Here is a 653-nt window from a genome sequence, read left to right on the forward strand (position 1 = left end):
CGAAACTGGGGGCTGCGGGCCTTATGACGGCAGTCATTGCTGGGCAAATTCTCGCGTCGATAGCGATCGACTATTTCGGCCTGGTCGGTTTCGTCCCACGCTCGATTTCGGGGCCACGCCTTCTGGGGACGCTTCTGGTAATGGCTGGCGTCCTGGTTATGCAGGGACCAGCTATTTGGCAATCTATACAATCCGTCACCAAGTTCTCAACGCAGCACTGATTGGAAGGAAGCAGAAACATGGACAATCCGGAAAAGACTTTGTCGTCCGCTTGTTCACTGGGTGGAAACGCCATACCGGCACAAGTGCGTATTGCAAGGCCAACGGACAAGCTGGCGGCCGTCATCGCTTTTTATCGAGATGGCTTGGGTATGCCAGAGCTGGCCCGCTTCGAAGGTCATGCCGGCTATGAGGGTATTATGCTTGGTCTTCCTGACAAGTCGGTGCATCTTGAATTCACGCAACAGACGGGAGGAAGCCCATGCCCAGCTCCGAGCCTGGACAATCTTCTCGTGCTTTATGTCACAGAACGGGATGCCTATGATCGTCTCAATGAACGAATGCAACGGTTCGGTTACGCGCCGGTGGAACCGGAAAACCCATACTGGCTAGAGCGTAGTTTAACGTATCAGGATCCAGATGGCTGGAGAGTG

General features: G+C 54.4%; 2 protein-coding genes. Both read left to right on the plus strand.

The genetic code is table 11. From position 1 onward, the window contains the following. Positions 1-221, plus strand: a 221-nt coding sequence (locus RCF13_RS01775; RefSeq protein ID WP_308140770.1) for a DMT family transporter, incomplete at its 5' end; no start/stop codon positions are given. Positions 222-239: 18 nt separating this feature from the next. Then, positions 240-653: VOC family protein (locus RCF13_RS01780; RefSeq protein WP_308140771.1), on the plus strand; the 414-nt coding region annotated here is incomplete at its 3' end.

This window comes from Stenotrophomonas maltophilia group sp. RNC7 (assembly GCF_030910085.1).
Lineage (GTDB): Bacteria > Pseudomonadota > Gammaproteobacteria > Xanthomonadales > Xanthomonadaceae > Stenotrophomonas > Stenotrophomonas sepilia.